The organism is Bradyrhizobium sp. Crot121 (assembly GCF_059512385.1).
In genome coordinates, this window is sequence record NZ_JCAMOR010000072.1 from 1 (window position 1) to 24,270 (window position 24,270).

Sequence of the window (24,270 nt, forward strand, 5' to 3'; positions counted from 1 at the left end):
ATCCTCCCTTGCAGCAAGGAACCCGATATGGAACGCCAACGCACTCTCGGGAAGTCGTGCAAGATTCCGACGCTTACCCACGACCCCACGACGGCAGGACGGCGAGATAAAAGAGGCTCGCCGGTCGAACCGCAAGCCATTGGGATGGCTTGGGTTCTACCGTGCCGGTCGGTCGGGGCGCGTGCCGCGCCTAATGTTTTTGCCAATGAATTCAACAGTGTTTTCGGCACTGGCTGCGATTTCATGTCCGCGGAGCCGTTGCCGTGAGCGTGGGCGACAGCGATTTGCGCATCCGGCCTGGCCGCATCCGCGGCACGCGAGCGCCAAAGCCCAAGAGCTTCATCAACCAGGTGCTGCGTGCGGTGAAGAAGGCCGGTCACAGCCCCTCGCATGCGGCTGCGGGTGGGCGCTCCTCCAGCTATGGGCGCTCGACCTTCGGGCGCGGCCGGATCAGCTTTAGCCGCAACCGCCTGTTCAGCCCGGCCCGCCGCGTAGTGGTGAAGGCGCGCGTCGTTCGTCACCAGGGACGATCCTTCCGTTCCGCGCCGCTGACCGCCCATCTTTCCTATCTGAAGCGTGACGGCGTCACCCGTAACAGTGAGAAGGCGGTGATGTTCGATGCCGGCAGTGACCGCACTGACGACGCAGGCTTCGCGGATCGCTGACGGGACGACCGGCATCATTTCCGTGTCATCGTCTCACCCGAGGATGCCGCTGAGATGACCGACCTCAGAGCCTTCACGCGCGATCTCGCCAGGCAAATGGAAGTCGATCTCGGTACTCGGCTCGATTGGGTCGCCGTCGATCACTGGAACACGGACAACCCTCACGTCCACCTCCTCGTTCGGGGCGTAGATGAGGAAGGGGCGGACCTCGTGATCTCCCGCGACTACATCAGCCAGGGACTGCGCTCACGCGCCGAGCAACTGGTCGCCATCGAACTGGGTCCAAAGCCGGAGCACGAGATCCGCAATTCACTGGAGAGGGAAGTCACGGCGGAGCGATGGACGCGGGTAGATCGAGAGATCCGGCTGGCAGCAGATGAGACCGGCTATATCGACCTTCGCCCAGAGAATCCCGGCAAGTCTGATCCCGAGATCCGGCGCCTGATGGTCGGTCGCCTTCAACATCTGGAGAAGATGGGCCTTGCCGCGTCCGCCGCGCCGGGGGAATGGATGGTTGGGCTCGAGTCCGAGCGGAGCTTGCGCGACCTTGGTATGCGCGGCGACATCATCAAGACCATGCACCGCGCCTTTACCGAACGTGGGGAAGCGCGCTGCGTCGCCGACTCCGTCATCGAAGGCGGACAGCCGTCGTCCGAGATTATCGGACGGCTGGTCGACCAGGGATTGCATGACGAACTGACTGGCGAGGCCTACGCCCTGATCGACGGAACAGACGGACGCGCGCACCACGTGCGCTTCCGCGGGCTTGAGGCTTTCGACCACGCACCGCCGATCGGCGGAATCGTCGAAGCGGCCGCGACATCGTCATCGGCGCCGATACGATCGTCCGCACCGGTACCGGCGATATCCGCGTGAATGCGGGCCGCGATATCGAGCTCAAGTCCAACACATCGGTGATCTACACCGCGGGAATGAAGACGCCGACCGCGGCGGGCTTCGTTGTCGGCTCCAAGCTCGGCGACTACCCGACCGCCGGTGGCGACATCATTCTGACCGCAGGGCGTGACATCACCGCTCCGGTGGTCAAACAGAGCACGGCGGCCTGGCTATTCCACTACGGCGAGACCAACTGGACCGGCGATCCAGCGGCGTCGACGGTCAAGGACCAGGCGAGCTGGTCGATCATGTTTGCCAATTTCGAGTCCGGCGTCGGCCCGCTCGGTGGCAGTGATGTGCGGGTGCGCGCGGGTCGCGACAGCAAGGACCTCTCGGTCGCCATTCCGACGACCGGGCACCTCACCACGCCGACGACGCCTCAGGACCAGGCCGGGCCGGTCGCCCGGGCCGAAGACCTCGTCGTCCGTGGCGGCGGCAATCTGGACATCGAGACCGGGCGCGATCTTCTCGGCGGCGTCTACATGCTCGGCCGCGGCCATGCCGCGCTGAATGCCGGCAACCGCATCGCCGCGAGCGGCGCACTCGGGCGGGAGCGGACCAGCTTCTCCAGTTCGCCGTACTATCGGGATGCGCCGGTCGCCATGCTGATCGGGCTGATGGATGCGACCGCCAGCGTCACCGCGGTCGGCGATATCACCATCGAAGGCATCTACGATCCGATGTTGATTGGGCAAGTGGACGCCAATCTTACGGCAAACAAGCGCGGATCGGCCTTCGTCAGCTTCTCCGATCGTGCTGCGGTCGATGCGAGTTCGACCTCGGGCAACGTCGCATATCAGGAAAACATTTTGAGAGCGGCGGATCTGAGCCTCGGAGGGGCCTATGAGGTTCGACTTGGTGCGACCAGCGAAACAATCCGAGGGCTCGGCTTGATTCCAAGCTGAATCTTCTGCCGCCGACGCTACGCCTGACCTCGCTTCAGAGCGATGTTTCAGTCGAGTCCAAGCTGGCTCTACCACTGGTGTTGGCGTCCAGCGCATCGGGAACGCTGGAGCTGTTGGCTGACAACGACATCCTTGTCTCCGAGCAGCAGATCCGGATGGAGGATATTGCCGCACAATATCGTCGCGGTCCGCTCACGCCCTTTGCGATCGATCGCAATACGTTCCTTCAACTCGGAGTCGGAGACGCGCTTCCGCAGCCGGTCGGCGCGAACACCAACTGGGAGCGTGGCTTCGTTCCGCTTCATGCCGCGGATCCCGACCCCGTGAGGCTGTACGCCCTGAACGGCACGATCGGCACCACTCCTTCGCAACCTTCCTTCACCTGGAAGCTCACCGTACCGAAGCCGGTCGATGTCTATGCCGGCGAGGACATCCTCTACGGAGCGGTGATTGCGCAGCACAACAATGCCTCGCAGGTGTCAAGCGTCATCGCCGGACGAGACATCATCCGACCGCAGATCGCTTTCCTCGGCGAAGGTGCGCTGTGGGTCGAAGCCGGCCGCAATCTCACCTTCGTTGCCGGTGAGGGCATTTTGTCCCGCGGCGGCATTATGAGCACCGGCAATGTGCTGGTCGCCAATTTCGGCGAAGCCCGTAAGGGCACCGATATCGACACCCCCAATCTGGCGCTTCCCGATAAGGGCGGCGACATCAACATGATCGCTGGCACCGCCGGCGGTGCGGACTATGCCGGCTTCGCCGATCTTTATCTCGATCCTCGTAACGCCTCCGATCCAGCCTTCCCGCTGTCTTACCCGGCCAATGCGGGCAAGGTAGTGCGGACCTACGAGAAGGAACTGGGTGAGTTCCTCAAGGGCCTCAGCTACGAAGACCGGCCGGCCAGCGAACGGCGTGCGCTGTTCGCCGCGCTGCCAAGCTCACCCAGCAGGCGTTCCTGCAGAAAGTGCTGTTCACCGAGTTGAAGGAGACCGGCATCGACTACAACGGCGCCGACAGCCTTCGATTCAAGCAGTACACCCGCGGCTATTCGGCGATCGACAGGCTGTTTCGGGCCTCGCCCACACAGGTGAGCGGCGGTTGGGGCGATGTGATGGTGCGGGGTGGCATCGTGCAGACCCAGTCCGGCGGCAATATCAGCATCATGGCGCCTTACGGCACGGTCACCGTAGGCTATCACAGCGAGGACGCCAAGAATTATGGTCAGGGCGGCATCATCACCCGCCGTGGCGGCGACGTCCGCATCATGGCCGACGATAGCATTGATCTTTACGTCTCCCGTGTGTTCACGCTGCAGGGTGGCGATCTGACGATGTGGACCTCGAACGGCAATATCAGCGCCGGCGCTGGCGCCAAGACATCGGTCTTCAACATTCCGCTGCAGTTCACGATGGACAACGACGGGCGCGTCTCTGTCGACGCCTTCGGCCTTTCGACCGGCGCCGGCATCGGCGTACTGGATGCGCTGCAGGCAAGCGGCGATGCGGCGGCGAAGCAGCCCACGTGGAATCCGCCGGCCGGCACATCGGGCGGCCCGCAACAGGACAGACCGGTGCGCAAGAAAAGCCGCATGGATCTCCTCGCCTTCCGCGGCGAGATCAATGCCGGCGATGCGGGCATTCGGGTGGTCGGCGACTTCAACATCGCGGCGCTGAGCATCCTCAATGCCGCCAACATCACGGTATCAGGGGCGACGACGGGGCTTCCAACGGTGCTGGCGCCGAACATCGCCGGCCTGACCGAAGCCTCCAACGTGGCCGGCTCCGCCGCGCAAACGGCGACGCTGCCAGCAGCATCGCGCGACGGCGATCGGCCTTCGATCATCATCGTCGAATTCCTCGGCTTCGGCGGCGGCGACGGCGGTCCTGAAAACGAAGAGCAGCCGGGCCGCAAGAACAGGCAGAGCTACGACACCAACAGCGTGTTTCAGGTGGTCGGAAACGGCACTTTGACGCCCGAACAGGCGCAGGCCCTCACCGACGAGGAGAAACGGAACTCCGCTCGCTGATTGAGCAGTCAGGTCTGCGGGCCCCCGGCAGATCATCGCCGCGGCGGCGACTCGGTAGGGGCGCCTGTCGTCTTGGGCTTTCGCGGAGATCGGATGTTGCGCCTCCGGGATTTGCACCTATTCGCACACACATTTTGCGGCGAGGAATTGCGTGCGAAAAGGCGGGCTTTGACGGGGTATCAGGAGGCGACCCCGCGAGTTAGGCTGCCCGTCGGTACGAAAAAAGGGCTTCCAAAACAGTGGGTTTAGCGATGTAGCGGACCCCCGCTACCATGCGGCACGATTTTGTACGCCAAACTACGATTTCCCGCGATTTTGTACTCCCGCCGATAGCGGTTGGCTGTGCGAATTGTGAAGCCTGTGAAGGGGGCAGCCTGTTCTCCCGCTGGCTAGCACGCGTCAGTAAGGGCGGGACCGCATCATTCACCGGAACGTCGAGCCGGCTCTACGTTCGGACGGAAGCTCGCCAGCAATCCTTTCAGCGCCTCTTGCTAGCGAGCGACCAAGCACGACATTGCGCTCTCGGCCGTGCGCAACGCGCGATGGCTTCGCCGATGTCAGGGGCCGCCCACTGCCACAACGATTACCCTGCCCTTCAGCGATCTTTCATTGCCAAGTCCTTATCGTCCCTGTTCAGATCTTTGTCGTCGGCGAGCCCGAGCGTCCCGGAGTCGTCATGCACCAGGTCGCGATCCTTGCCTTCGGTCTTGTCGGCATCATTGACGACGGCCTGGCGCATCTGCGCCGGTTGATGCTTGGAATTCAGCTCCACGATCATGAATCGTGAGTCTGACTCCAACTCTCTCCGCCATAGATTTTGATTCTTTTGATGTTTCCGTATTTTTGACTCGCCGCGTCAGTCCCGAAAATGCGTGCCATTTCTTTTGTCTCTTATCTTGACGCCGGGAGATACAGCGCACCGGGGCAACTTCCGGCTTAGGAGCGGAGAGGGGGCTCAAGCTCTCGTCATCGAATGCCACACGATCTCGTCTGACCTATGCCGGGGCTGATCGAAAAGCCAGCCCGGCCCGGGAGTTCAATCAGCATCTTCCGCGATGCGCTACGCGCAGACGGTTCGAAGAAGCGCCAGACGCCGTAGGCGAGCGCGAATGCGCCGACAACGACGCGCAAGTGATCCGTCGCAACAGATGGTCAGTCGGGATCATCTCGTCGAGGGTCAAACTCAGAAGAGAGCTGCCCTCCGATCTCGGTCCTGCCGCCCCCTCCTGCCACCTCTTCAGCAGGAATCATTATTCGCTCGGCGCCTCAAGCCCTTTCGCTAGCATCGGCTAGAAGCAGACATCGACCGGCCATTTGATCAACTCGTCGGCGATCCGCCATAAGCAATGGCAATGGTGATCGGAGCCTTCGCAGGCTTCTGGATTCTGAAGCAGGAAAAATTTAGCCTCGGGAGGTTGCGACGATGTGATAGCAATTCATCTGTCACTTGGTGTCGATGAATAAGATTAAACCTCATGCACAAAAAGGCGGATGCGGGCCGAGTTCTAAAAATAATTTCGCGCGTCTTTGGAACGCGCAAAAGAAAAGCGCGTTAAGCCGCAAAATCCGCGAGATGTTCCGCGGTTTGGAAACTCCACAGGACCGGCTGAATACCGCGGCGACCTAGCCCGGTACACCCCGGCTCTCTCTCGTCGGAGGCGGGCGTCAACTGATTGACGGAGCCAAATCGATGGTCGACCCACCCACGATCACTATAGTTCTCCTGCATGGCGCATTCGCTGAGTCGTTGTCCAACTGGAAACCCGTCCTCGAACTATTGCTCACCAAGGGATACAAAGTGGTCGCGGCTCCGAACCCGTTGCGTGGAGTGAGTAGCGATGCCGCCTATATTTCTTCCATCCTCAAGACGATTGATGGCCCTATCATTCTAGTCGGTCATTCCTACGGCGGTGCGGTCATCACCAACGCGGCCAATGGCAACCAAAGCGTGAAGGCGCTGGTCTATGTGGCCGCCTTCGCGCCGGATGTAGGGGAGAGCGTGGCCACGCTGTTGCGCCGCTTTCCCGGCAGCACCGTCGAGGCGAACACGGCGGCCCCCATTCTGCTCGCGGACGGTAGCCGGGACCTGTACTTTCAACCTGACAAGTTCAGGGCACAGTATGCGGCTGACCTCTCGGAAACTGAAACGAAGCTGCTGGCCCTGACACAGCGCCCGATGGCGGAACGCGCCATGACGGAGGTGTCTGATGTTGCAGCCTGGAAAGCCATTCCGTCCTGGTTCATCTTTGGAACGAGGGACAACAGCATTCCGGCTAACCTGCTGGGATTTATGGCGGAACGCGCGGGATCGGAGAAGACCGTCACGATTGAAGGTGCCTCACACGCCGTCATGTTGTCGCACGCTGACGCCGTTGTGGAGCTAGTTGAACAGGCTGCATCGGCTGTTCGAGAAGGCGGCAGCACTGCTTCTCCGTAACAAGAGGGCTTCGGCCCCGTTCCGGCAGGCGCACACCTAGCCCAATATGCGCCATCTCCTGTTACAGGAGAACGCCATGAAGGTTTCGAACCACTCTCACCCGGGCCGCCCTCACATTGGTGGTCGCGCCTTCCGCAATTTTGATTGGTAGCTTGAGATCAACCACCCGTGCTGCAGGAGGGACATCGAAAGCCATGTCCTTCGTTAACATAATGCGTATTGTCGCCGGGATCGGTCCCACGTCGAATTCGAAGGGCATTCTCCTGCCCGATGATAAGCCCGAACGAGCGACCATCTATCAGTCGAAACCAATCCACCGAGTAGCGCCTTTGGCGGGTTACCGACTCCGGGCGGGTGATCTGTTGGCGACGACAGCGCGCGATTAAAGCAATTCCCGAGGTGCAAGCTGAAAAGTGCGACGTTACCACAGCAGAGTTGAATCTGGCAGCCTCGACGGTACACGATTTTTGTCCGTTCTTGGTGCTTTTTCCGGACGCAGCGAGAGCATTTATCCGGGGCAAGGATGCAACAAGGAGAGCGCGGTCATGACAATGCGATCTATCGTCGGCGCGGCCGTTACCGCTGTCGCCGTTGCCACAGCAATGCCCGTCGCTGCCCGCGGCGTCGGCGAACCGGTAACGCCGCACTTCCAAAAGGCTATACCCAATATTCTCGGCAAATCACCGGTCGCTGTGGCTATTGACTATAGGCCGGGCACCGCGTCGGCTTCCCATACCTACGCTGGATCGGCTCCTATGTTCGCCACCGTGCTGTCGGGAAATCCAGTCCCAGGTGAATGAGGGACCAGGCGGATACGCGTGGATCTCACGATCGCGATCGCCTGATGAACGCCTATAACTGCATGGCGATCAGCTTTCGGAATAGGCCGCAGGCTGCGCTTGGAAAGTAGATGCGCCAGTGGGGCACGGACTGCGACTGGCGAAAAGCCGGAGCCAAGTTCGGAGCCCTTCCGCAATTCACGACGATGATTGATGGACTAGACAATCACTTCACCCACGTCCGCTCGCGTCATTCGAACGCACTTCCGCTGATCAATAGACATGGATCGCCCGGCTCAGTATTCGAGCTGCTTAAAACTGTGGGCCCGCTTAGGATCGTAGGCGCTATGGCGGATGCGCGGAGGACGCAGTCGTCATGCCTTCGATTTCTGGCTTTGGCTTCGCCGGCAAGCCGAAGGGCACCGGTTCGGTCCCGATCGCATCGCAGGCGAATGTTTCGAACTGTCGAGATGTACAGACCAATTTGCAGGATGGCCTATGCGGCATCCGCACGCTCGCTATGATCAGGGTGCCCTCGAATGACAATCTTTTCACGCCTATGGATGCTTCTTGCGGTCGCATTGCTGCCCGCGATTGCGATCCAAGCGTACAATGAAGTTGAGCTGCGCCGCACGCGCCAGGTCGAAGTACAGAACCAGGCGCTCAACCTGGCTAAACTCGCCGCCAAAGAGCAGCAGCAGATCGTTCAGGGCATTCGGCAAGTGTTGATTGCGCTGTCGGAACTTCCGGCGATCAAGGCGAAGGACAGCAAAGCGTGCAATGTGGCCCTGGCAGGGATGAAATCGCGGTTTCCGGCATTCCTCACTTTCCTGGTTGCCGACCAGAATGGCCAACCTTTCTGCGACACCGACAGTGATCGTAGGCCGGTCAATGTCTCCGGGCGGCCCTACTTTGCGGAGGCGTTGAAGACCGGTGCGTTTACTGTGGGAGAATTCTCGACCGGTCTTTCAATTCACCGGAAGCTCATTCATTTTGTGCTGCCCTTCTATGGAGAGGACGGTCGAATAGGCGGGGTCGTTATCGCACCCCTCGGCCTTGATTGGCTTGCAGACTACATTGCACGGATGGATGTTCCAGCGGGAGCGGCGCTGGCGATCACGGATCGCAACGGCACGTACCTTGCCCGCTATCCCGATAACGGCAAGTTTGTTGGCAAGAAAGAACCGATTCTTGGCCACGGTCTCACGGCAGATTTGATTGACGTCGACGGCGTCGACAGAATTGTTGGTTTCTCCGGTCTCGGGCCCGATTCCGGAGGACTGCGCGTCAGTTTTGGCCTCGATAAGATGGGGGCCTTTGCCGAGATCCAGCGTCGCACGCGACACGACATCCTGCTAATCACCTTAAGTGCCATGATGGTGTTAGTTCTGACGCTGCTTGGGGCCCGGCAGTTCATTCATCGCCCGCTTGGTTTATTGCTCGATGCCGCCAACCAATGGCGGCTCGGCGACTACTCCCGCCGCGTGAACATCCGAGATAAGTCGGAAATCGCGCAGGTCGCCGACGCTTTCAATACCATGGTCGACGCGCTGGAACGTCGTGAGCGGGAATTGTCCGACGCGAAGGAGAGAGCGGAGGACGCCGCGGCCCGGCTCACGATGGTCTTCGAAAGCACGACCGACAGCGTCGTCATCATTGATCGCGATTGGCGCATCAGCTTCTTCAACCAAAGGGCTTGGACGCAGATCGCCGAAGGGCGAGAACTCATTGGCATGAACTTGCAGGAGGTCCTTTTGGATGCCTCCAACACGGAAGTCCTCAGCCAGTTTCGAAAAGCCATGTCGGGCCGCCGTCCGGTTTCGTTCGAAGTACACTGCCCTCGGCGTGGCCTCTGGTATGCAATCAACGCGTTCTCTTCGGGCGAGGGTCTCGCGATCTTCTTCCGAGATATCACGGAGGAGAAGCATGCTGAGGAAGCGCGCCAGCTCATTGAGGAGCAACTGCATCAGAGCCAGAAGATGGAGTCCGTCGGACAACTCACGGGCGGCGTTGCTCATGACTTCAACAACCTGCTTGCCGTCGTTTCGGGAAGCCTCGAGCTCATCGAGGGCGCGGCGGATGACGGCAATATCCGTCGGTTCGCCGCAACGGCGCGACGCGCGACTGATCGGGGAGCGAAGCTCACCGCACAGCTCCTCGCCTTCTCCCGCCGGCAAAAACTCAACCCCAAACTGGTCAACGCGAACGAGCTGATCTCTGAATTCGAGGGGCTCGTCCGTCAGGCGGTCGGAGGAGGATGCGAGGTCAGAATGCGAACCGACAAGCGGCTATGGCTGTGCCAGGTCGATCCATCCCTGCTGGAGACAGCCCTCCTCAATCTGGCGCTAAACGGTCGCGATGCGATGCCCGGTGGCGGCGTGCTCGAGATCGAGACGCGGAACGTCGTCCTCGATGAGGGAGCCGTAGCCGAGTGCCCGGCCGGACCATATGTGAGGCTGACCGTCGCCGACATAGGCCACGGGATGGCTCCCGAGATTCGGGATCGGATTTTCGAGCCCTTCTTTACGACCAAGGAAGTCGGCAAAGGCACCGGCCTCGGTCTTAGCATGGTCTATGGCTTTGTCCGGCAATCCAACGGGTATGTTACGGTCGACAGCGCGCCCAATGCCGGCACCACGATCGCGCTCTACCTGCCTAAAGCCACACAAGAGCCTCATGCCGAGCTGGAAACCGAGCAAACTCGAGCTGTGCGTGGAAGCTCAGAGCGAATTCTCTTGGTCGACGACGATGACGATCTGGTGGAAGTCACATCAGCAATGCTGACCACCTCCGGGTACCGGGTTCTCTGTGTCCACAATAGCACCGAAGCCATACGGATTCTCGAGAGCGGTCAGGAATTTGACCTACTCTTGAGCGATATCGTAATGCCGAATGGACCGAATGGTGTTGAGCTCGCACGCGAAGCGAAACGACGGAGCAGCGAGATCAAGATACTGCTTACTTCCGGCTACGCGGACGATGTGCTCGAACGTCACGCAGCGGTCGACGAGTTTCGACTTATTCATAAGCCGTTCCGCCTATCCGAACTAACTCAACGTGTGCGTTCTGTGCTGCAGGAAGACGACGGTTAGGCAGGGATGAAAATGACGGCGCGCCTATTTACCAGCTTGCAATCCGGAGGCAGTCCATGCGTGGACTGGAGCCATACAACGGTCAGGCCGCTGTCGTTCGACCCAGTGGAGCTTTTCCGCCGCGAACGACGTTGATGCTGAGGACCGCATGGAAACGGACCGACATGCTTCCATGGGTGCTATCGCGCCACCCAACAGCCGACGACCGTCCGCCCGCAGCCGCCGTTCACGCCGAGCAGCAAGCTGCATGTACCATGGTGAAAGGGCGTCGGTGCCAAGCCGAACTGTAAAGCGCGGGACGCGATGTCCATGTCCAACGCAAACTCGGGGAAGCGAAACGACCACTGCCAGACTGCGGCAAGTTAGCTTCGTTCAAAAAGCCGGGGCATCAAGCCGATACTAAACCGCATCTCGCTAATGGTTCGCTTTGACTACTGCCGAACGCAGTCGGCGCGCCAATCTATTCGAAGACGAAGCCTTGATCCTGACGGCAGACGAAATGCGTAACATGCGTATCCGCGCCCGCTGGGACGTGTATTCCCGACCTGCGTGGGGACCCCCGGCCGCCTTCACGCCTGCTTGCCGCCAGGCTCATAGTGAGCCGAATTCAAGCGGGCGCGGGGACTTCGCCTGCCGCTTCTACGTTGAGGATGATCTTCCCTTTCGGCGGCCGCAACCGGCCTTCCAGTATCATGTGAGCGTCTCGCGCACCGGCGAAAGGGAGAACCATACCGACATGGGTTTTCAGTTCACCGCGATCGATAAGGTCGGCAATGTTGCGCAATCGCTCGGTGGTCACCTCTACGAGAAAAAAAGCCGCGGTAACGCCGTGGTGTTTTGCGCGGGCTTGGTCAGGCTGGGACACCGCAGAAATCAGCTTGCCGCCCGGGCGAAGAACCTGAAATGAACGTGTTTGCGTCTCGCCTCCGACCAGATCGAGCACCGCGTCGGCATCCTTCACCGCATCTTCGAAAGGTTGGGCATGATAGTCCAATACCTTGTCCGCACCGAGAGACCGTACATATCCGATGTCTTTGGTCCCAGCGGTCGCGATGGAGCGCAGCCGAGCGCGACGAGCGAACTGAACCGCGTAGGTTCCGACGTTTCCTGCAGCTCCGTGGATGACTACCGTCTGACCCGCTTGGAGGTGCGCATGGTCGAATAGAGCCTGCCACGCCGTGACTGCGACAACGGGAACTGACGCCGCTTCCGCATAGGTCAGCGAGCTTGGCTTCTTCGCGAGCATCCCAACAGAGGCCACCGCGTACTCTGCATAGGCGCCAAGGAACTGGCTATTTGTCACGCCGAAAACCTGCTCCCCAAGGGCGATATCGGAAACACCCGAGCCCAGAGCCGCGACTGTTCCGGACAGATCAGAGCCCAGCGTAAGCGGAAGAGGCTGCGGCAACGCGCTCTTGCCGGCCCTGATCCAGCCGTCCCAGGGACCAACTCCCGCAGCGTGAACTTCGATAAGGACTTCACCCGGGCCAGGAACCGGTCTGGGTATCTTCTCGAGAATCATCGCTTCCGGCGGTCCGAATTCGTGTACTCGCCACGCCAACATGGAGGGAGGAGCTAGGCCGTTGGTCGCATTGCCGACAGGAGTATTTGCCATGTTGGGCTCCTTGCTAGGACATGAGTCAGTTTCTGGTCCTCGCCGAGTTTCAAACACTGCGCCTGCGCTTGACCATTTCCTACAAGCCGCGAACATCCTACGAGGATGATCGGCTTCGCGGGCTTTATCGCGACTCTGAATTCTGGTCTGGTGTCGTCAATGGCTCGTCCGCGGCATCGACGATGAATACGGCCAAAAGGCTGGCAGGCTCGGTCGCGCTGGCATTTTCGCTGACCCTATGATGCGCTCCGGGTTCCTCGTGGAAGCTCTCGCCTGCCTGGTACACCTTGGCGGGCTCGTTCCCCACCACGCTTCGAATGGCGCCGGTGAGCACATAAGCGTAGATGAAGGCCGACTTGGCGTGGCGATGCGGCGCGGATTTCCCGCCGGGTGGATAGCTCACGACAACGGCGACCAAATTCTTACCGGGGATATTTGGAATCGCATGCTGAAAAACCGGCTTTACGGTTTCGTTCTCGTGTGCACCTGCAGCCGACACTTCGACCGCTACTAACATAAGTGCTGCACCAAATAGTGCCACTGCTGAGAAAGTTCGCATCACGTGCTCCCTAACAGGTTCGACTTTGTTTGGCCCTCCAGGTAACGGGCTGGGCAGTCGAAAGCGGAACGATTGCGCAGAAGAAGACAGTGTTCCCCACGAATGGAGGGTGCAGTGGATCATGTCAGCTGGGTGCTACTCACCCGAGATAGGGAGCAGCCCGATCGGAAACAGTACCAAGAGTGGCAACTGTCAATGTACCATAGAGAGAGTTGGCATCGATGTTCAGTTGCAGTGCTATCGGGTCAACTCCAATAGCCGACGACAATCCGCCGGCAGGCGCCGTTCATTGAGATTGGTCACGCCGAGCAATAATCCTTGCTGTCGGGAAGACTGCATGTACCACGGTGACAGGGGGGCGGGGGCCAAGCCGAACTGTAGGGCGCGCGAAGCGATGTCTACGTCTGACGCAAAATCGGGAAGGGACAGAATCACTACCAGACCGGCGGTTGCTTGCACCTTTACCGGGTCAGACGCCGTCTCTCCCAGGCAATGAAGCAGGGCCTCCCGTCGGGCGGCGTAAAGGCGCTTCGTGCGGCGCAGATGGCGAAGATAACACCCTTCCCGCAGGAACTCCGCCACCGCGCGCTGCACGGCCGCAGCCGGTGCCGGCGCCAAGCAAGCAGCGACCTCACCGAACCGATGACCCTGTTCCGGCGGCACGACCATGAAGCCCAGGCGCAGCGCCGGGCTGATCGTCTTGCTGAAACTGCCGATGTGCAGCACCCGTCCCCCATGATCGAGGGATGCAAGAGCCGGGGCCGCCCGTCCCTTCAGTTGCAGTTCGCTCAGGTAATCGTCCTCGATGATCCAGGCGTCGCTCCGCCGAGCCCAGGCGAGCAGGGCAAGCCGCCGCGGCAACGACATCGTCATTCCGAGCGGCGCGTGCTGACCTGGTGTCACAACTGCCAGTGCCGCTCCGGGGGCAATCTGGATGCCGGCGGCAACATCCAGGCCTTCCGCATCGACCGGGACAGCTGCCACAGACATGCCGGCCAAGCCCAGCGCAGTGCGCGTGAGCGGAAAACCTGGATCCTCGATCCAAGCGCCCATCCTTCCAAGCTGAAGCCCTTGGATCGCCAGACCGAGCGCGCCGGAGAATCCGCCCGTTATGAGCACCTGAGAGGCACTGCAGCGAATGCCGCGGGCCAGCCCCAAGTAAGCCGCGATCTGCTTGCGCAGCTCCGGGTCGCCACGCGGATCCGGATACGCCACCGGCGCCGCCGCGGCTCCGCGGGTCGCACGAGTCAGGATGCGCGACCACAGCTTGAACGGGAAGGCATCTTGAGAGGGCACGCCCATCTGAAACGCCAGCGGCGCGCTTCCGAACTCATGGAAGAGGTCCGGTAGAGGCGGGACTTCCCGCGACCACTCGGGCGTTGAGGATCGGGACGGCCGCTCGGCCACACGCGTTCCTGCCGGCCCGAGACCAATCGCGAATTGCTCCGTGATGAGACGTTCGTAGGCCACACGCACGGTGCCGCGGGAGACGCCGAGCTGAGCGGCCAGATCGCGCCAAGAGGGCAACCGTGCGCCCGCGGCGAGCCGCCCGTCCTCGATGCCCTCTCGGATCGCGCAATAGATCTGGGCAGCCAGCGGGGTCCTTCTGGCACGATCAAGTTGGATGGGGAGGACAGCCATGGCGCGATGGTACAGTCAGAATTGGCAATCTTGGTACTGTTTTATGATCAGGGCAAACCGATCTGTTCGCTATGACCAACGGCCTGAGCGGCTCTGATGCAACTCAATCTTTTGTGGCAGGGCTGTCCAAAGCGGTAGGCTTTCTCAGCCGAGGCTTGGTGCCGCATAAGGAGAACGCTAAGTGATTCAAAGTGTGGATTGGCGCAACTTCGAGAATTCACCCCGAGCGGAGGCGCGCTTTTTCAATCGGACCGCAGCAAATCATCTCGTATCAATCTTCCATGGTATGAGCGAGTTGCGAACGCGCGAAGGCCGTCCACTCGTGGTGGAAGCGGGTTCTGGAACGGATTTTCATACGCTTTATCGCGCTCGGGTCTTTCAATCCGACGACAAACTTGAAGCCGCCATCGGCAGGCCGGACATCCACCTCGGCTCGCCGCCAGCAGCTTTGGCGGCAGCCGGTTGGATGAACGCGCGCGGCATCTCGGTTTTCTACGGCGCAAATAATCAGAAAGCGGCTATTGCTGAGGTGCGCCCACCCGTTGGTGGTCAGATCGCGGTGGCCCAATTCGAGATCATCAGAAAGCTTCGACTGCTCGATTTGACCGCCCTCAGTGACGTTCGCCTCACCGGAAGCCTTTCTGATTTCGGGTTAGCTGGAAGGATGGAGACCGCCGTGTTCCTGCGGTTGCTGAGTGAGCGTATCATGCGGCCCGTAATGCCCGATGATGATCCGTTTGAATGCCTCGCAACGCAGGCCATAGCCGATTTTCTAGCGACGGAGGCTTCGGTGCCGATCGACGGCATCATTTTTCCATCAGTGCAGGCCGGCGGAGACAATCTCTACGCCGTCCTTTTTCACAAGGCAGCCCGTGTCGAGGCCCTGAATGTTCCGGAGGGAACAGCGATCAGCGCGAGTACGGGCTATTGGACAGAGGACGGCTGGGTGGAAGATTACGAGGTGGTTGAGAAAGTTGCACCGTTACAAAAGGACGTTCATGAGAATGAGCAAGAACCGGAAAGGCTGGACTTCACTGCAATTGTGAAAGCAATGCCTCTTGACCCGCGGGATGTCGACTGGCGCGAGGCCAGTCTTCGCATTGTGCCCGAAAGTATAGAAGTGCATCGCGTAAAGCACACGGAATTCGCGACGGACAGATTCACGGTGAAACGGCATCGTCGGGAAAAGCGGGACAGCATCGATCTTTAGGAGGGCGCGCCCAGGCGCACCCAGTAAATGGAGAGGCATCCAACGCACAATGGTATAGTCGAAATCGGCAATCTTGGTCCTGTTCTGTAGAAAGGAACGCATCTATTGGCTAGCGCCAGTGACCGGAGCGATGCCCACGCATCAGGTTCGTGGGAGTCCGTCAATGGCGACAGCGCAGATCGCAGACGCGGAGATAGGAGTTCGACAATGGCCGATATCATTTCTGGCATCAAAATCCCCGATAGCAAGATCGCGCGCGAAGCCGCTGAACTCGTGCGGCAACATGAGAGCGAAATGTTGTTCAACCACTCAGCTCGCGTGTTTGTGTTCGGTGCGATGAAGGGAATCCGCCAAAACCTAAAGTTCGACTCTGAACTGCTGTATGTCGCTGCGCTGTTTCATGACTTGGGTCTGATCGACGCTTACCACACCCAGGAAAAGCGCTTTGAAGTCGACGGCGCAGACGCAGCGCGCGAATTTCTCCGGCGCCATGGCATCCCGGAACCGAAAGCGGATCTGGTGTGGGCGGCGATCGCCCTGCATACGACACCCGGCATTCCCCAGTACATGCGACCAGAAATCGCTCTTACCCACGCGGGTGTCGTTATGGACGCCGTCGGGAGAGGATATGACGAGTACACGCCAGAGCAGCGCGACGAGGTGATCACCGCCTTTCCTCGCGGCGATTTCAAGAGAGAGTTTATTGAAGTTCAGACGTGCTCGGCCCTAAAGAAGCCTCAAACGACGTTCGGTACGGTCAATTTCGAATTTATCGAACATCGTGATCCTACATTCCCTAAGCCAAGCGTATGCGCTCGCATTCATGACGCTCCGTGGAGCAGTTGAGCCATTTAAGGAGTCACGCGGTGAATGGCGAAAGTACACCATCCATTCTCCCGCTGCATATCGAAGGATGAAGGGCTGCTGGTTCGTTGGCCGTCTATCTTGGCAGCTACGGCGCGGCAGTCGGCGCACTGGCGATCACCGATGGTGGAGTGGGGCGGCTCGGCTCGGTGGCGTTGGGGTTCAGCGTGGCCGCGCTGCTAGCAGTGCCGGGTCGGCAATCGCCGGGTCAGGCTAGTTTGATGAATGGTGAGGCGATAGATACTGGCAACACTCACGTAGCCACAGACGTTCACGATCCGTGACGCTTACCACTCGAATGTGTTGCCTGGATCTAGGCGGAAGAGCGAGTTGAGAGATGCGAAAGGTTTCTGACTTCCTGATCACACGGCGCTGGCCTGCGAAACACCCGGACCGCCTGCAACTCTATTCGCTGCCGACGCCCAACGGCGTCAAGGTCTCGATCATGTTGGAGGAGATCGGGCTACCTTACGAAGCGCATCTGGTCGACTTCAATAAGGGCGACCAGCACACGCCGGAATTCCTTTCATTGAACCTGAACGGCAAGATCCCCGCGATCCTCGATCCCAACGGCGCAAACGGTGAGCCGCTGCCCTTGTTCGAATCCGGCGCCATCCTGCAATATCTCGCCGAGAAGACGGGCAAGCTTTTGCCGAGTGACACAACTCGCCGCTACAGGACCATCCAGTGGGTGCATTTCCAGATGGCCGGCATCGGACCAATGTTCGGCCAGGTCGGCTTCTTTAACAAGTTCGCCGGCCGCGAATATGAGGACAAGCGGCCACTTCAGCGATACGTCAACGAGTCGAAACGCCTGCTCGGCGTCATGGAAACGCATCTTGCCGGACGGCAGTGGATCATGGGACGATGAATATACCATTGCCGACATTTCGATGCTCGGCTGGGTGCGCAACCTGATCGGCTTCTATGAGGCGCGTGGCCTGGTCGAGTTCGATAGCCTGCGGGAAGTACCGGTTTGGCTCGAACGCGGCCTCGCGCGACCAGCGGTGCAGCGCTGACTGAATATCCCGCAGAGGCCATGAGATCGGAAGGTGTGGTGATCCGACCATGCACCGCCTCGCATGGCGCGCCAAGTCTCGTGTTCCGGTCGAATTAAACGCTTCAAAATTGTTGCCCCGATGGCCAAGCTGTCCGGTCAGGAACCCCCCATCACTGAATATCTCGTCTATCGGCTCGCGCAGGCAAACCGGGCAATCAACCGGCAGCTTAAACCACGCCTTGCCAAGGAAGGTGTGCAGATTGAGGAATGGTGGATTCTGAAGGTGCTTTCGGATGGAACCGGACGCTCCATGAGCGACCTCGCCGAAGTGGTGCTGCTCAATCATCCAACGCTGACGAAAATCGTCGACCGCATGGTGTCGGGCACTCTGGTCTATCGGGCCTCGGATCCTAAGGATCGTCGAAAAGTGCTGATATTCTGCTCCGACCGCGGCAGGATCCTATGTCACCAACTCGAGTTGCTGGCGATGAGCCAGGAAGCGCACATCGTGCAGAGATGCGGCACGAGTTCAGTCAGCGAGCTTAAGCGACTGCTGAAGAAGCTGATCGACTAGGCGATCTGAGCCGCTCAAACGATCGACGTGGTGCCGGGCCGCTTCTGCTCGGCGACAGTCGGCTCCCGCGCTGGGGGGATGATCTCATCAGACTGAACGCGCTCGTCCGCACCATCATTGCTCCTGCGGAAACAGGCAGACACACGTGGCTAAAACCCGTTCTTCGGAGTGCTGGTTCAATCCCGGCCAGATGAACGTTCGCGGCAGGAGGCTGATCAGTTTGTCAGCTTGGCTGCTTTTTACTAAGGAACAGTCCGTCCTCTTTGTCGACCTCAAGAACACCATTGCCTTGCTGAAATGCGTTGGCGATGGCCTTGCGTAGCTCGGCAAGTTGAGGCTCGCTGGCGCTATCGCCAGGCGGATAGGACGTGAGCGCCAGGAAGACATCTTCAGGCTCCGTGATCCGAAGCCTCGCAGGATGCTGCGACATGGTCACGTTACCGAATTGGGACCGCATCAGTCGGTCGGCCGTGTCGAACCCAAAGGCTGCGGCAGCCGGATCGGACGGGGGACTGCCGAATACGGTCGTCAGCTCATACATCTTGCGCATGTTGCGGGCGCCACTGGTCGTCACGGCCAGAAAGCCTCCCGGCTTCAGGCTGCGATATATTTCCGCGATCCCCTTCGCTGGGTCCGGCATATGATAGAGCATGTGCATGGCAATCACGCATCAAAGGAGCCTTTCTTAAAGGGAAGCGCGGATGCGTCGGCTTGTTGGCCTTGAACTGACCCGAATGGAAAGGTCTCATCGCTCTTCGGCTTCTTGGACCATGCCAGGAGAGCGTCAGATTGAGCCTCTCCGGCAATACGCTCACCACTGCTTCCCAGAACCAACCTGGACCTCAGCCGATGTCGAGGACCCGATCTCCCGCTTGAAGCGGCAATTGCCTCGCAATCCATGGAAACCAACCGACCTCGGCGATGGCGTATTTCGAATTGATGCCTGCCCGCGCGGCGAGCTTTCGGCTGTCGCCATACTGTTTCGCGAGCTCTGAGGTTACGGACGTCATGTTGCTTCCTCCTACACAGGTCATGAAGGTCCGCTTGGACCGACTTGGACGATCGCTTACTGATTTGCTGGGCATCTTCTAGGAGCTACGGGACGAAGGTGTTGATCTGTTTCTTCATCAACAAGGCTTCAGAACGTCTTCGCAGTGCGAGCGACAACATTTGGCCCCTTCATAAGGACTGAGGCGAACAACACTACGCTTCACTTTGGCGCATGGACGACGTCCGCGGGCTGGCTTGCTTTCCGACCAAACCCGCGAACCACTGTATAGAACGCCGGCGTAAACAGGAGACCGAATCCCGTTACACCTAGCATGCCCGAGAAAACGGCGGTCCCTAGCGACTGCCGCATCTCTGCGCCTGCGCCGGTGGCAACGACGAGCGGGGCGACGCCGAGAATAAATGCGAGCGATGTCATAAGAATGGGCCGCAGCCTGGTCCGCGCGGCGCTGACCGCCGCGTCACCTGGGGTGGCACCGTGCTCTTCGGCCTGTCGTGCAAATTCTACGATCAGAATCGCGTTCTTGGCCGCGAGGCCCACCAAAACAACGAAACCGATCTGTGCCAGGACGTCGATCGGTAAGCCACGTGTTACTAGGCCTGTAACCGATGCAAGCAGGCACATTGGCACGATCATGACCACCGCGAGTGGTAATTTCCAGTTCTCATATTGAGCCGCGAGCACCAGAAACACAAACAGGGCTGCCGCGCCGAAGATGAGCAGGGACGACGTTCCAGGTTGCTGTTGCTGGAAGGCCAGTTCGGTCCATTCGAAGCCGATGCCGGGCGGCAGAACCTGTCGGGCGAGCTCCTCCATCCTCTGCAGCGCCGTGCCTGTCGCCACACCCGGCCCGGCTACTCCCATGATTTCAGCCGCGGGGAAAAGATTGTACCGTGGCACTCGGTACGGAACGTTCTCGTATTTGAACCTAGCCACGGTCCCAATAGGTACCATTTCGTCCGACGTGTTCCGCGCCTTGAGCCGTGCGATATCCTGCGGATCTCGTCTAAAACTTCCGTCGGCCTGCGCGATCACCTCGTAGGTTCTGCCAAGATAATTGAAGTCGTTGACATATTGAGAACCGAGATAAACTTGCAGCGTTGAAAACACGTCCGTCGGGGTCAGGCCGACCTTCTCGGCTCTCTCGCGATCGATATCCGCGTAGATTGACGGCGCACCGGTGTTGAACAAGGTAAAGACGCCTGCGAAGCTCGGGTCCTTGTTGGCCGCCCGGACGAGCGCTTGAGCCGCGCGTGCGAGCGCGTCAGAACCAAGCCCCGCGCGATCCTGAAGCATCATCTTGAAGCCGCCGGCGGTGCCGAGGCCCTGCACCGGAGGCGGCGGGATAGTCAGTACATAGGCATCCTGTATCACAGAAAGGCGTTTGCGCAGGTCTGCGAGCACGGTCGTCGCAGTGACGCGATCGACATGATGGCTATACAGGGACGGCAAGCCTGAAAAAATCGTTGCGGCGTTGGAGGCAACGGTGAAAGTCGTCGCGTCCAGGCCGGCGAAAGGCGCGACATGTTCGATGCCCGGCGTTGTCAAGATGATGTCGATCACCTTCTTGAGGACAGCTTCGGTGCGATCCAGGGTCGCACCCGGCGGCAGTTGCACGACGGAAATGAGATAGCCTTGATCTTGCTCCGGAATGAACCCCGTCGGCGCACGGGCAAACTGGACGCCGGCGATACCGATCAGCGCCGCATAAGCCAACAGTACTACGCCGGTCACTTGGACGAGGCGCCCCGTCACGCGCCCATACCGCGTCGACAGCCACTCGAATCCAAAATTGAACTTGTCAAATCCTGCCCGCACCAAGCGGCGAATGCCGGACGGACGAATCTTGTGACCCGGCTCGTGCGCCTTGAACAGAACCGCGCAGAGCGCTGGGCTCAAGGTCAGTGAGACGAAACAGGAGATCAACGTCGACGCGGCGATCGTCACCGCAAACTGGCGGAAGAACAGGCCGGAAATGCCCGACAGGAATGCTGACGGCACGAACACGGCGCAAAGTGTCAGTGCAATTGAAATCAGCGCGCCGCCCACCTCGTCCATCGTGACATAGGCGGCCTTTGCAGGCGTTATCCCGCGTTCCAGATTCCGTTCGACGTTTTCGACCACAACAATGGCGTCGTCGACGACGATGCCAACCGCAAGCACCAGCCCGAACAGCGAAAGATTGTTGAGGGAGATCCCGACCGCGTAGAGAACCGTAAAGGTGCCGACGAGAGACACCGGGATCGCAATCACCGGAATGATCGCGGCTCGCCAACTCTGAAGAAAGAGGAAGACCACGCCCACGACCAATAGGATCGCAACGAAGATGGTCGTGATGACTTCGTCAACGGATTTGCCGACAAATATGGTCGGATCGTAGATAACTTTATGGGCGACGCCGGGCGGAAACTCCTTTGAAAGCGTCTCCATGCTCGACAGGACCTCGTGCTCCACCGTCAGAGAATTGGCGCCAGGCTGGGCGAAGATGAGCAGCGGCAGGCCCGGCCCGCGGTCCAAAAAAGCCGTCGAGCCATAGTCCGCCGCACCGACTTCAACACGACCTACGTCGCGGATGCGGGTAACGCGCCCCTCAGAATCAGCTTTGAGCACGATGGCGCCGAATTGCTCCGGCGTAGCGAGCCGCCCTAGCGTCTGTACGTTGAGCTGATACGCCTGATCCGAGGCGACCGGCGGCTGGTTGAGGATGCCGGCCGAGACCTGAACATTCTGCGCTCGCAGTGCCGCAAGGACTTCGCCCGCGCTCAATTTGTGGGCCGCGACCTTGTCCGGATCGAGCCAAATGCGCATCGCGTATTCGCGCGCGCCGTGGAATTGGACGTCGCCCACGCCGGGCAGCCGCGCCAGCACGTCCTTTACGTGCAGCGTCGCATAGTTCGATAAATACAGGGTGTCGCGCGAACTGTCCGGCGAATAGAGGTGGACCGCCAAAAGAATGTTGGGCGTCGCCTTTCTCACCAGCACCCCAAGGCGCTGGACGTCTTCCGGCAACCGAGGGAGGGCGTCCTGAACGCGATTTTGCGTCAGCATCTGCGCGACGTTGAGGTCGGTCCCGATCCGGAACGTCACGGTTACCGTGAGTTTGCCGTCACCGGTCGATTGGCTAGTCAAGTAGAGCATGTTCTCGACGCCATTGATTTGTTGCTCAAGCGGCGTCGCAACGGTCCGCGAGACCGTCTCCGCGGAAGCGCCCGGATAGGTGGTCGTCACCTGAACCGTGGGAGGCACGATTTCCGGATATTGAGCGACAGGCAAAATGGCGAGCGCGCCAAGCCCGATCAGAGTGACGAAGACGCTCAGTACGGTCGCGAATATAGGCCTATCGATGAAAATGTGTGCGAGGCGCATGGGATCGTTCCAGTCTCAGTTTTTACTCAGTCTTGGCCATCGGCGATTGCGTCGTAATGGATCGCACCATGCTGCGGCACGACTTTCGTGCCTGGCCTAGCGCGCACCAGTCCGTCGATGACGACCCGGTCGTTCGGTTCAAGCCCCGATCGGATCACCCGCAGGCCGCCTCTAAGATCTCCCGGTTGCACGACCTTCGGCACCACGGTCGCGTCCGGAGAAACCGTCATCACCAGATGTTGCGACTGATCGAGCACTAGCGCCGAATCGGGCAGCAGGAGAGCCGGCGTCGGCGCCGCAACAGCCACACGAAGCCGCGCGAATTGACCGGGCGCGAGAAACAGATCCGGATTTGGCACGGTAGCGCGGGCGTGGATCGTTCCGCTCGAGCGATCAAGAGCATTGTCGAGGAAGTCGAGGGTTCCGTGCCGTTTGAAATTGGTCTCGTCGCTCAGGCCAAACGCGATCGTGTCGGCGAGCGGGCCTGCAATGGGTGCGCGTTCGCGTGAAAACGCCAGGTAGTCGGATTCACTCATGTCAAAGTCGAGATAGAGCGGATCGAGCGAAACCAGCGTTGCGAGCAAGGTGGTCGGGCTGACGGCCGCTCGGCTGCCGGCGATCAGGTCGCCGATCGAAACCTGGCGGGCGCCGATTCGTCCGGTAAAAGGCGCCGTGACCCGGCAATATTCGAGGTCGAGCTGGGCATCTCGGATGCGGGCTCTGGCGTCCTCCACCGCGGCCTGCGAGGCATGCTGCTCATTGGTGCGTTGGTCGACCGTTTCCTGGGTCGCAAAATCATCACGCCGGAGCGATTGTGAGCGTTCGAGCTGATTGTTCGCCAGCGCGAGACGCGCTACTGCGCTGTGGAGCTGGGCATTCGCCTGCGCAAGTTTGATCTCGTAGGGGCGCGGGTCAATCACGAAAAGCAGGTCGCCCTTGTGTACGATTTGCCCATCCTTGAAATGAATTTCGGTGAGGACACCTCCAACCTGGGCGCGCAACTCCACGCGGTCGATGGCCGAGAACTGTCCAAGGAATCCGAACCGGGAATCGACGTCTCGCCGCAAGGGTTCGCTTACTGTTACCGGAAGTGCTCCGGCTTGTCGCGGCGCCGCGTGATCATCTTTGTAGCGGGAGAATGCGAAGTAACTGAGCGCTAGGGCTACAAGAGCCGCGCCTGTGCTCAAGAACTTCCACCGTCGTTGCGGGGGCGAGGAGCCGAGTGACTTTTCGAGCTCCGAGCGATTGCTAATTTGATCCATTGACCGTCCATATCTCTCTGCATGACGTTTCTCGTTTTGGAGAACCCTTTCGGTAAGAGCCAATCCGATTCTCGGCAGGAGCGGCAGCCGGAAACATCTCAACGCAGAGGCGCTATCAACGAAAGAGATGTGCCCCATCAGATCGTTTGACAGTACCAAGATCGGTGATTCTGATTGCACCGTACTGTGCTGCGGCGGCGCCGGTCGGATATCCGGACCCCCGTGAGCCCAAATGTTGTCTCCCTACTGAATAGAAAGTCCAGCTATCGTGTGCGTGCACTGCCCATGTGCCGAAGGAGTTCGCGCGGATCGACACCCGCGCGGAGATTCTCAGCATTGTGGGCAGTCATCGCATAATGCAGTTGATGT

At 59.9% G+C, this 24,270-nt stretch carries 14 protein-coding genes and 5 pseudogenes; 12 read left to right on the top strand and 7 right to left on the bottom strand.

Annotated elements, in window-relative coordinates:
• Nucleotides 1–263: 263 nt before the first annotated feature.
• The 4 genes and pseudogenes from AC5ZGW_RS36975 to AC5ZGW_RS36990 form a co-directional block, all read left to right on the top strand.
• Nucleotides 264–1,508: pseudogene (locus AC5ZGW_RS36975) on the top strand (relaxase/mobilization nuclease domain-containing protein); the annotation flags it as partial.
• Between the two features lie 29 nt (nucleotides 1,509–1,537).
• The gene (locus tag AC5ZGW_RS36980; protein WP_130227188.1) at nucleotides 1,538–2,467 is read left to right on the top strand and encodes a hypothetical protein; all 930 of its coding nucleotides are present in this window, start codon (nucleotides 1,538–1,540) and stop codon (nucleotides 2,465–2,467) included.
• A 113-nt stretch (nucleotides 2,468–2,580) separates the two neighbouring features.
• Nucleotides 2,581–3,450 (top strand): hypothetical protein, encoded by an 870-nt coding sequence (locus AC5ZGW_RS36985; protein WP_130227189.1) that lies wholly within the window; start codon nucleotides 2,581–2,583, stop codon nucleotides 3,448–3,450.
• Nucleotides 3,432–4,493, top strand: coding sequence for a filamentous hemagglutinin family protein (locus AC5ZGW_RS36990; protein WP_130227190.1), 1,062 nt, complete (start codon nucleotides 3,432–3,434; stop codon nucleotides 4,491–4,493). Before AC5ZGW_RS36985 ends, AC5ZGW_RS36990 begins: the two co-directional genes overlap by 19 nt.
• A gap of 595 nt (nucleotides 4,494–5,088) precedes the next feature.
• On the opposite strand, the gene AC5ZGW_RS36995 is transcribed toward AC5ZGW_RS36990, so the two are convergent.
• Nucleotides 5,089–5,271, bottom strand: coding sequence for a hypothetical protein (locus tag AC5ZGW_RS36995; protein ID WP_130227191.1), 183 nt, complete (start codon nucleotides 5,269–5,271; stop codon nucleotides 5,089–5,091).
• Nucleotides 5,272–6,183: 912 nt separating this feature from the next.
• On the opposite strand from AC5ZGW_RS36995, the gene AC5ZGW_RS37000 reads away from it, so the two are divergent.
• The 4 genes and pseudogenes from AC5ZGW_RS37000 to AC5ZGW_RS37015 all read left to right on the top strand — a co-directional run bounded on the left by AC5ZGW_RS37000 (nucleotide 6,184) and on the right by AC5ZGW_RS37015 (nucleotide 10,801).
• On the top strand, nucleotides 6,184–6,930 hold the full coding sequence (locus AC5ZGW_RS37000) for an alpha/beta fold hydrolase (RefSeq protein ID WP_130227192.1): 747 nt from the start codon (nucleotides 6,184–6,186) through the stop codon (nucleotides 6,928–6,930).
• Nucleotides 6,931–7,748: 818 nt separating this feature from the next.
• A pseudogene (locus AC5ZGW_RS37005) lies at nucleotides 7,749–7,840 on the top strand (carboxymuconolactone decarboxylase family protein); the annotation flags it as partial.
• 9 nt (nucleotides 7,841–7,849) lie between these two features.
• Nucleotides 7,850–8,174, top strand: a pseudogene (locus tag AC5ZGW_RS37010) (epoxide hydrolase N-terminal domain-containing protein); the annotation flags it as partial.
• 74 nt (nucleotides 8,175–8,248) lie between these two features.
• The gene (locus AC5ZGW_RS37015; protein ID WP_130227193.1) at nucleotides 8,249–10,801 is read left to right on the top strand and encodes an ATP-binding protein; all 2,553 of its coding nucleotides are present in this window, start codon (nucleotides 8,249–8,251) and stop codon (nucleotides 10,799–10,801) included.
• 607 nt (nucleotides 10,802–11,408) lie between these two features.
• On the opposite strand, the gene AC5ZGW_RS37020 is transcribed toward AC5ZGW_RS37015, so the two are convergent.
• The 3 genes from AC5ZGW_RS37020 to pdxR form a co-directional block, all read right to left on the bottom strand.
• Nucleotides 11,409–12,365 carry an NADP-dependent oxidoreductase gene (locus AC5ZGW_RS37020; RefSeq protein WP_130227211.1) on the bottom strand — a complete coding sequence of 319 codons (957 nt, stop codon included), beginning with the start codon at nucleotides 12,363–12,365 and terminating at the stop codon, nucleotides 11,409–11,411.
• 175 nt (nucleotides 12,366–12,540) lie between these two features.
• Nucleotides 12,541–12,975, bottom strand: coding sequence for a cupin domain-containing protein (locus AC5ZGW_RS37025; RefSeq protein WP_130227194.1), 435 nt, complete (start codon nucleotides 12,973–12,975; stop codon nucleotides 12,541–12,543).
• A gap of 237 nt (nucleotides 12,976–13,212) precedes the next feature.
• Nucleotides 13,213–14,616, bottom strand: coding sequence for a MocR-like pyridoxine biosynthesis transcription factor PdxR (gene pdxR, locus AC5ZGW_RS37030; RefSeq protein ID WP_130227195.1), 1,404 nt, complete (start codon nucleotides 14,614–14,616; stop codon nucleotides 13,213–13,215).
• A 181-nt stretch (nucleotides 14,617–14,797) separates the two neighbouring features.
• Here pdxR and AC5ZGW_RS37035 point away from each other — a divergent pair, with 181 nt between their 5' ends.
• The 4 genes and pseudogenes from AC5ZGW_RS37035 to AC5ZGW_RS37050 all read left to right on the top strand — a co-directional run bounded on the left by AC5ZGW_RS37035 (nucleotide 14,798) and on the right by AC5ZGW_RS37050 (nucleotide 18,264).
• Nucleotides 14,798–15,826, top strand: a complete 1,029-nt coding sequence (locus AC5ZGW_RS37035) for an RES family NAD+ phosphorylase (RefSeq protein WP_245474807.1) — start codon at nucleotides 14,798–14,800, stop codon at nucleotides 15,824–15,826.
• Nucleotides 15,827–16,033: 207 nt separating this feature from the next.
• Entirely contained in the window at nucleotides 16,034–16,672 is a 639-nt protein-coding gene (locus AC5ZGW_RS37040) for an HD domain-containing protein (RefSeq protein WP_130227196.1), read from the top strand.
• 355 nt (nucleotides 16,673–17,027) lie between these two features.
• Nucleotides 17,028–17,709: pseudogene (locus tag AC5ZGW_RS37045) on the top strand (glutathione S-transferase family protein).
• Nucleotides 17,710–17,829: 120 nt separating this feature from the next.
• Nucleotides 17,830–18,264 (top strand): MarR family winged helix-turn-helix transcriptional regulator, encoded by a 435-nt coding sequence (locus AC5ZGW_RS37050; protein WP_130227197.1) that lies wholly within the window; start codon nucleotides 17,830–17,832, stop codon nucleotides 18,262–18,264.
• A 223-nt stretch (nucleotides 18,265–18,487) separates the two neighbouring features.
• Here AC5ZGW_RS37050 and AC5ZGW_RS37055 read toward each other — a convergent pair.
• The 3 genes and pseudogenes from AC5ZGW_RS37055 to AC5ZGW_RS37065 form a co-directional block, all read right to left on the bottom strand.
• A pseudogene (locus AC5ZGW_RS37055) lies at nucleotides 18,488–19,274 on the bottom strand (class I SAM-dependent methyltransferase).
• A 200-nt stretch (nucleotides 19,275–19,474) separates the two neighbouring features.
• Nucleotides 19,475–22,639 (bottom strand): efflux RND transporter permease subunit, encoded by a 3,165-nt coding sequence (locus AC5ZGW_RS37060; RefSeq protein ID WP_130227198.1) that lies wholly within the window; start codon nucleotides 22,637–22,639, stop codon nucleotides 19,475–19,477.
• A gap of 26 nt (nucleotides 22,640–22,665) precedes the next feature.
• The gene (locus AC5ZGW_RS37065; RefSeq protein ID WP_496114049.1) at nucleotides 22,666–24,060 is read right to left on the bottom strand and encodes an efflux RND transporter periplasmic adaptor subunit; all 1,395 of its coding nucleotides are present in this window, start codon (nucleotides 24,058–24,060) and stop codon (nucleotides 22,666–22,668) included.
• Nucleotides 24,061–24,270: the final 210 nt, after the last annotated feature.